We start from the raw sequence: 7,015 nt of genomic DNA on the forward strand, positions 1-7,015 counted from the left end.
TTTGCCAGGCCATGTACTTCTCCTCGCGCATCTCGCGCGGGAAAAGTGTTACCCATGTCCTCGCACACCTGTTACCTAGGTACCCGGTCCATACAATAGACCCAAGTATGTGCGGTCAAAGCGCATGACGGACTATCCCCCGCGTGATGAACAAGTCGGCGCCCATGATGCACCGCGTGTTGCCGCCGACGCCGAGACGCCCTGATGATGCAGTCATAGGCCAAGCTCTTTTCAGGTCACTACTTTTTGCGCGGCGCCAATTCCTGGTGGCGGAAAGCCTCGCGCAGGTCCATGCGCAGCATCTCATCGTCCCAGGGTTTGGTGAGAAATTTGTAGATGGCACCGTGATTAATTGCTTCAGTGACACTGCGAAGGTCAGCGTAACCGGAAAGAATTAAGCGGACAGTGTGGGGGTGGAGATCGCGCACCCGCGAAAGAAACTCAGAGCCGCTCATCTGCGGCATACGTTGGTCCGAAATGATGACTTGCACCGGGTGGATCGATAGGAGCTCCAGGCCTTCGCGTGCACTGGTTGCTGTGATGATGTCATAGCCTTCCAGACGCAGCATGCGCTTGAGTGCGGAGAGAACATCCGCCTCATCGTCCACCAAAAGTAGCGTCCGGCGCTCGTTTGCGGGACGCACAGGTAGGATCAAGGTTCTGCGCTGTAGCAGCAGTTGTTCAAAGTCGCCAACCGGTAAGGGCCTGCTGAAATAGTAGCCCTGCATTTCATCGCAATGGTGTTGGCGCAGGTAGTTCGCCTGCCCCTCGGTTTCCACGCCTTCGGCGATTACCGTCATACGCAGATTGTGGGCTAGTCCAATGATCGCCAGGCAGATGGCGGCATCCTCGGGTTCGGTGGTCAGGTTGCACACGAAGGATTGGTCAATCTTCAAGTGGTCGATGGGCAAACGCCGCAGTCGACTGAGCGAAGAATGGCCGGTGCCGAAATCGTCCAACGATATCTTGATGCCAGTCGTCCTTAGCTCCTGCAAAGTAGCGGCGGCCTCGTCCACGCTGTCCATCAATGTAGATTCGGTAATCTCTATTTCCAGGTATTTAGCGCCCAGCTGATTGGCGGCCAGTTCTTGACGGATCAGTTGGACCAGATTCTTCTGGCGGAACTGGAGCGCCGAGAGGTTGACCGCCACCGGCGGTACAGACAAGCCCCCGTCCAGCCAGACACGCTGCTGCCGACAGACGTTCCGAATCACCCATTCGCCGAGTGGCAAGATCAGCCCTGTATCCTCGGCGAGCGGAATGAACTCCGATGGTGGAACCAGGCCCCGTTCAGGATGCTGCCAGCGCACCAGAGCCTCGGCACCGCAGATTTCGCCGCTCGCTAGGTTGACCCGGGGTTGAAAGTACACCCTCAATTCATCTTGTACCAGAGCCCGGCGCAGTTCAGGTTCCATGCATTATCTTAGCGCCGAGGTTGATCACCCGGCTTCAAGCTTCAATTCGCCAGATCCTCAGTCAACCAACGATAGAAGCGCTTGCAAGCCACCAAGGACTTGTCAGTCCAGGATGTGGTGCCCACCAGGATGGCCATAGAGTCGTCCCTTCACTGTGTCAAAGTCAGCATGGGTTAACATAACTGGATTGATATACAGTATGGGCAGCTCCCGACGCGCCCATGCCCATCGTAACGCCCGCCCCTACCGATCCCTTCGCCGAGTTGAACCCTGCCCAGCAGGACGCGGTACGCCATGGCCTGGGCGACCAGGCAGCCGACACCCGACCGCTGCTGGTCATTGCCGGTGCAGGCTCGGGTAAAACCAATACCCTGGCCCACCGGGTGGCCAATCTGATTCTGCACGGCGCCGATCCCCAGCGCATCCTATTACTGACCTTCTCCCGCCGGGCGGCCGTTGAGATGGAGCGCCGGGTGGCCAGCGTCATGGGACGGGTACTGAAAGCCAGCCAGTCAAGCGCGTCCTTTGCGGCAAGCCTTCCCACAACTCCCTTGCCCGCCCTGCCCTGGTCCGGCACCTTCCACAGCGTTGGCGCCCGCTTGCTGCGGGAATATGCGCTACGCATCGGCTTGGACGAGACCTTCACCATCCACGACCGCAGTGACTCGGAAGACTTGCTCGGCTTGGTCCGGCATGACCTGAACCTGTCAGCGACCAAGAACCGGTTTCCGCAAAAAGGCACCTGCCTGTCGATCTATTCCCGGGTGGTGAACACCCAAGGGTCGCTGGCCGATGTCCTGGCCTCCACCTTCACCTGGTGCGCTGCCTGGGAAACCGAATTGAAGGCGCTGTTCCGCGGCTATGTGGAGGCCAAGCAAACCCAGAACGTGCTCGACTACGACGACCTGCTGCTGTTCTGGGCTGAGATGGTCACCGAGCCGGTGCTGGCGGCTGAACTGGGCAACCGCTTCGACCATGTGCTGGTCGACGAGTACCAGGACACCAACCGGCTGCAGGCCGCTATTCTGCTGGGCATGAAGCCCGACGGTGCCGGTGTCACCGTGGTGGGGGATGACGCCCAATCGATCTATGCCTTCCGCGGTGCGACTGTGCGCAACATCCTGGACTTTCCGAACCAGTTCGGTGGGGTGGGCCAAGACGGCCAAGACGGCCAGGCCGGCCAGGCCGGCCAGGGCGGAAAGGTGGCCCGCATCGTGACCCTGGAGCGCAACTACCGCTCCACACAGCCGATCCTGGAAGCGTCCAACGCCGTCATTGCCCAGGCGCGTGAATGCTACGCCAAGACCTTGTGGACGAACAAGATGTCGAGCATGAAGCCGCAGCTGGTGCTGGTGCCTGACGAAGCCGATGAGGCGCGCTGGGTCGCCGAGCGGGTACTGGCCCACCGGGAGGCCGGTCTGCGCCTGAAGTCCCAGGCCGTCTTGTTCCGCACCTCCTCGCACAGTGCTGCGGTCGAACTGGAACTGACGCGGCGCGGCATTCCTTTCGTGAAGTTCGGTGGCCTCAAATTCCTGGAGGCCACCCATGTGAAAGACATGCTGGCCATCCTGCGCTTTGCCCAGAACCCACGGGGGCGGTTGGCGGGAATGCGGGTCACACAGCTGATTCCCGGTATAGGCGCAGTAACTGCGGCCCGGTTCCTGGATGCGATGGCGCAGTCGACCGAGCCGCAGGCGGTGCTGGACAGCTTCGAGCCGCCCGGTGGCGCCAAGCTGGAATGGCAGGCCTTTGTCAGCCTGTACCGGGGCCTGCGCCATCCGCAGCTGGCCTGGCCTGCAGATATCAGCCTGGCCAAGCAGTGGTACCTGCCGCACCTGGAGCGGCTACACGACGATGCCGATGTGCGGCGCGCCGACATTGAGAACCTGGAGCGCATTGCCAGTGGCTATGCCAGCACCGAGCGCTTTCTGACCGACCTGACGCTGGACCCGCCCGACGCCACCAGCGACCAATCCGGTGCGCCATATAGGGACGAGGACTACATGGTCCTGTCGACCATCCACTCGGCCAAGGGGCAGGAATGGAAGGCGGTGTTTGTGCTGCGCGCGGTGGATGGTTGCATTCCTTCCGATTTGGGTACAGGCAACAGTGCCGACATCGAGGAAGAACGGCGTTTGCTGTACGTGGCGATGACCCGGGCGCGGGACTATCTGCATGTGATGCAGCCGCACCGGTTCTATCTGACCCAGCAGCGCACCAGCGGGGACCGGCATGTGTACGCGCTACGGACGCGGTTCATTACGGCTGCGATGTTGCCGAGGTTTGAGCGCATCAGCTGGCCATCGGCATCACCGGGGACACCGGGCCGGATGCAACCGACGGGGGCGGTGATGCAGGTACGGGAACGGGTTGGTGCGGCTTGGCGTTGAGCCGCCCCTCCCTGATTTCATATGGGCGTCAAAACTGAAGCGAGAAATCTTGCCGGCAATGTTCGTGGTGTCCGAACGTGGACGGGCAGATCCAGGAGTTGCCGCAGCTCATGGTTAGCCGTGTGAACTCGGCTAACCAAGTTTGCATGCCACCTGGTGAATACCGTCTAAATTGGCCGCTTCTCAGTGACGTCCGGGTATGGTTGCATCCGTGTCGACAGATGCAAAGCTCGCCACCTCAAGAATTAGCTCCCTTTTGAATCAACGGCTTACGATCTTCTCGTGCTAACCGACATTCCAGCCGACGCTCACCAATCCTTTGGCCACCACTATCTTTCTAGCGCAGCGGCTAGTCGATGCGGCATCAAATGTTCCCGCGGCGGTTCTCCGCCCCACAGGCTGACCAGCAGTTCTACGATGCTGGGGCCGAACTCGGGGTGCGGAATTTCGACCGACGTTAGCCAGGGCGCCAGCCAGGCGTTGAGAGGGCTGCCGTCGATGCCCACGATTTCACAATCATGGGGAATCTGCACTCCGCTCTCGCGGGCCAACCTGTGGACACCATACGCGACCTGGTCGCTGATGCACATGGCGCCGCGTGGCCAGGCATGGGGTGCCGAGAAATGCTGGGCTGCAGCGTAGCCGATCTCCAGATGCGATATTCCCGGCCCATCGGCACGGCGGATGCGGTCGGCCGGGATGCCTCTGGCGATGACCCGGTCGCAAAAACCTTTTACCCGCTCGCGTGTGGTGGACGATTCCCGCGATGGGTAAACCACGGCCGGTTCCTCGATGCTGCGGTCCAGCAGATAGTCGGCTGCGGCGGAGCCTGCGGCAATGTTGTCGGGGCCGACAAACGAGCATTCGCCAAACGGGCTACGTCGGCTGACAAAAACCATGGGCGCGCCGCGCTCCACGAAGTCGCGCAGCCCAGGGCTGGGTTGGCTGGCGACCATCACATAGCCCTGCACTACCTGTGAGCGCATTGCGTTCAGGTAATCGTCCTGCAGGTCTGGGCGGTCGTGTGTGTCGCAAAGAATCATCACGTAGCCGGCCTGCCGCAACGCCGCTTCCGTAGAGGCGGCGATGGTGGCCATTACAGGGTTGTCAAGGTTAGCCGCCAGCATCGCGACCAAGCGGCTTTCGCGGTTGCGCAACGCCCGCCCTAGCTGGTTGGGATGGTAGCCCACGGCCTTGATGGCTTGCCGGACGCGCTCCACGGTTTCCGCCGAGGCGCGCCGGGTTTCACCGTTGACGATGCGCGACACGGTGGCGATCGAAACGCCCGCCTGCGCAGCAACAGTGGCAAGCGATACCGGGCCCACACCTGGGCGACTTTCGTCTGTCATGTTTTCCTTGATCTCCCTGTCCATCACAAGCGCTTTAGGCGCCATCTTTTCTGTCGGCCATTGTCGCAGCCCCGGCACCGGGCCCTTGCATCGACCGGACCAATCAGGGTTTTCCCGAGAGTGTCAGGAAATCCTTGGTGTTTTTGGCAAACGTTTGCCATAATAATTCACAGGCGGTGGAAATGGCGAACAAAACGCACTCTTCACCGAGCGATGACCCGGCTCAGGCTGGCCACCGCACCGGAGAAAAACCACCCAAGAAAGCAGAGACAAATGAAGCTCCAATCCAAACTTTTGAACCTGGCCGTCGGCGTCGGACTGATGGGCCTGGCCACCGCCACACTCGCCGATATCCGTGTGATGTGTTACCAGGACGGTATCGAATGCGACGTGACCGCCGACCTGATCAAGCGCTACGAGAAGCAAAACCCTGGTGCCAAGGTAGCCCTGGACATCGTGCCTTACAAGACTGTGGTGGAGCAGCTGCCCATCCAGTTGGCAGCCGGCCAGGGCCCGGACATTGCCCGTGTGGCCGAAATCGGTGGCCTGTCAAAGAATTACATTGACATCGGCCCGTATCTGAAAGACCGCAAATACTGGGAAGCCAACTTTGGCAGCACCCTGCCCTGGATGCGCAACAAGGCGGGCGACAAGGGCATTTACGGCATGTTGTCGCAACTCACCATGACCGGCCCCTTCGTCAACAAGACGCTGTTCGAGCAGGCCAAGATTCCGTTGCCTGGCCCCAAGGCCACCTGGGACGAGTGGGCGGACGCGGCGCGCAAGGTGGCCAAGGCCACCCAGACCCCCGCTGCCATGGCCTGGGACCGTTCGGGCCACCGTTTCGCCGGTCCGGCCGTCAGCTATGGCGCCAAGATATTCGACGCCAAGGGCAACCTGGCACTCGACGAAGGCTACAAGACCGCGGTGGGCAAGTTCGTCGCCTGGCACAAGGACGGGACCATGCTGAAAGACGTCTGGGGCGGCTCGGGCGGCTCCAGCTATGCCGATACCGTGGGCGAGTTCAAGAACGGGCGGCTGGTGATGATTCTGTCGGGCTCGTGGCAGATCAACCGCATGCAAAAAGAAATTGGCAACGCCTTTGACTGGGTGGCCGTGCCCAACCCTTGCGGCCCGGCCGCCTGCTCGGGCATGCCCGGTGGATCGGCCTGGGTGGCGCTGAAGACCACCAAGTCGCCCAAGGAAGTGGCCCAGTTCCTGGACTTCATGGCGCAGGAAGCCAATGTGGCTGAATTTGCCTCCCGCACCAACACCATTCCGGCCCACGCCGAGGTAGCCAAACGGGGCTTGGCGTACACCAGTGCCGGTCCGGCGGCCAAGGCGGCACTGACCGTGTTCACCAACGGCACCCCTACCGTAGCACCGGCCGCCTACGCGCTGCAGGGCTACAAATACAACCGGGCACTGATGCTGCCCACCGTGACCCGTGTCACCCAGGCCATCGTCGGCGAAATCAGCGTGGACGAAGCCGTCAACAAGATCAGCACGGACATGGCAGAGGCCGTCAAGCAAGCCGAAAAGTAAGCGGCCTCCGCGCTGGTTAGAGGTCTTTTAGGCCTCTAGCGCTTATAGATAGTGCGCAAGCAGCTATTAAATTTGTAGTATTTGACTAGCCAATCCCCTGTGCTGCGGTGGCGGGGAGATGCCTGCACCTGCGCGAGAGCGCTGGAGAGGAAAGATATGTCTGTGTTCCTACGCCTTTTGGGCTTGTTCTTCAATCTGTTCGAGCCGGTGTTCCGGTTAGGCCAGAAATGGCTGGGCGCCTCGCGCATCGGCTGGCTGTTTGTTGGCCCCAACCTGGTGGTGATTGGCATCTTCACCTTCCTGCCGATTGTCATCA

At 60.9% G+C, this 7,015-nt stretch carries 4 protein-coding genes; 2 read left to right on the forward strand and 2 right to left on the reverse strand.

What is annotated here, in order from left to right; all coding sequences use genetic code 11:
* Nucleotides 1-239: 239 nt before the first annotated feature.
* Nucleotides 240-1,415, reverse strand: coding sequence for an EAL domain-containing protein (locus tag J2X19_RS25835; RefSeq protein WP_310377321.1), 1,176 nt, complete (start codon nucleotides 1,413-1,415; stop codon nucleotides 240-242).
* A 221-nt stretch (nucleotides 1,416-1,636) separates the two neighbouring features.
* On the opposite strand from J2X19_RS25835, the gene J2X19_RS25840 reads away from it, so the two are divergent.
* Nucleotides 1,637-3,805, forward strand: coding sequence for an ATP-dependent helicase (locus J2X19_RS25840; RefSeq protein WP_310377323.1), 2,169 nt, complete (start codon nucleotides 1,637-1,639; stop codon nucleotides 3,803-3,805).
* Between the two features lie 329 nt (nucleotides 3,806-4,134).
* On the opposite strand, the gene J2X19_RS25845 is transcribed toward J2X19_RS25840, so the two are convergent.
* Nucleotides 4,135-5,154, reverse strand: coding sequence for a LacI family DNA-binding transcriptional regulator (locus J2X19_RS25845; protein WP_310377325.1), 1,020 nt, complete (start codon nucleotides 5,152-5,154; stop codon nucleotides 4,135-4,137).
* Between the two features lie 273 nt (nucleotides 5,155-5,427).
* Here J2X19_RS25845 and J2X19_RS25850 point away from each other — a divergent pair, with 273 nt between their 5' ends.
* Nucleotides 5,428-6,699, forward strand: coding sequence for an ABC transporter substrate-binding protein (locus tag J2X19_RS25850; protein ID WP_310377327.1), 1,272 nt, complete (start codon nucleotides 5,428-5,430; stop codon nucleotides 6,697-6,699).
* Nucleotides 6,700-7,015: the final 316 nt, after the last annotated feature.

The organism is Rhodoferax ferrireducens (assembly GCF_031458075.1).
Lineage (GTDB): Bacteria > Pseudomonadota > Gammaproteobacteria > Burkholderiales > Burkholderiaceae_C > Rhodoferax_B > Rhodoferax_B ferrireducens_A.

Bases quoted from the DNA above. Each gene is read 5' to 3' on its own strand.
- J2X19_RS25840 (WP_310377323.1), top strand. From the start codon at position 1,637: ATGCCCATCGTAACGCCCGCCCCTACCGATCCCTTCGCCGAGTTGAAC.
- J2X19_RS25850 (WP_310377327.1), top strand. From the start codon at position 5,428: ATGAAGCTCCAATCCAAACTTTTGAACCTGGCCGTCGGCGTCGGACTG.
- J2X19_RS25845 (WP_310377325.1), bottom strand. From the start codon at position 5,154: ATGACAGACGAAAGTCGCCCAGGTGTGGGCCCGGTATCGCTTGCCACT.
- J2X19_RS25835 (WP_310377321.1), bottom strand. From the start codon at position 1,415: ATGGAACCTGAACTGCGCCGGGCTCTGGTACAAGATGAATTGAGGGTG.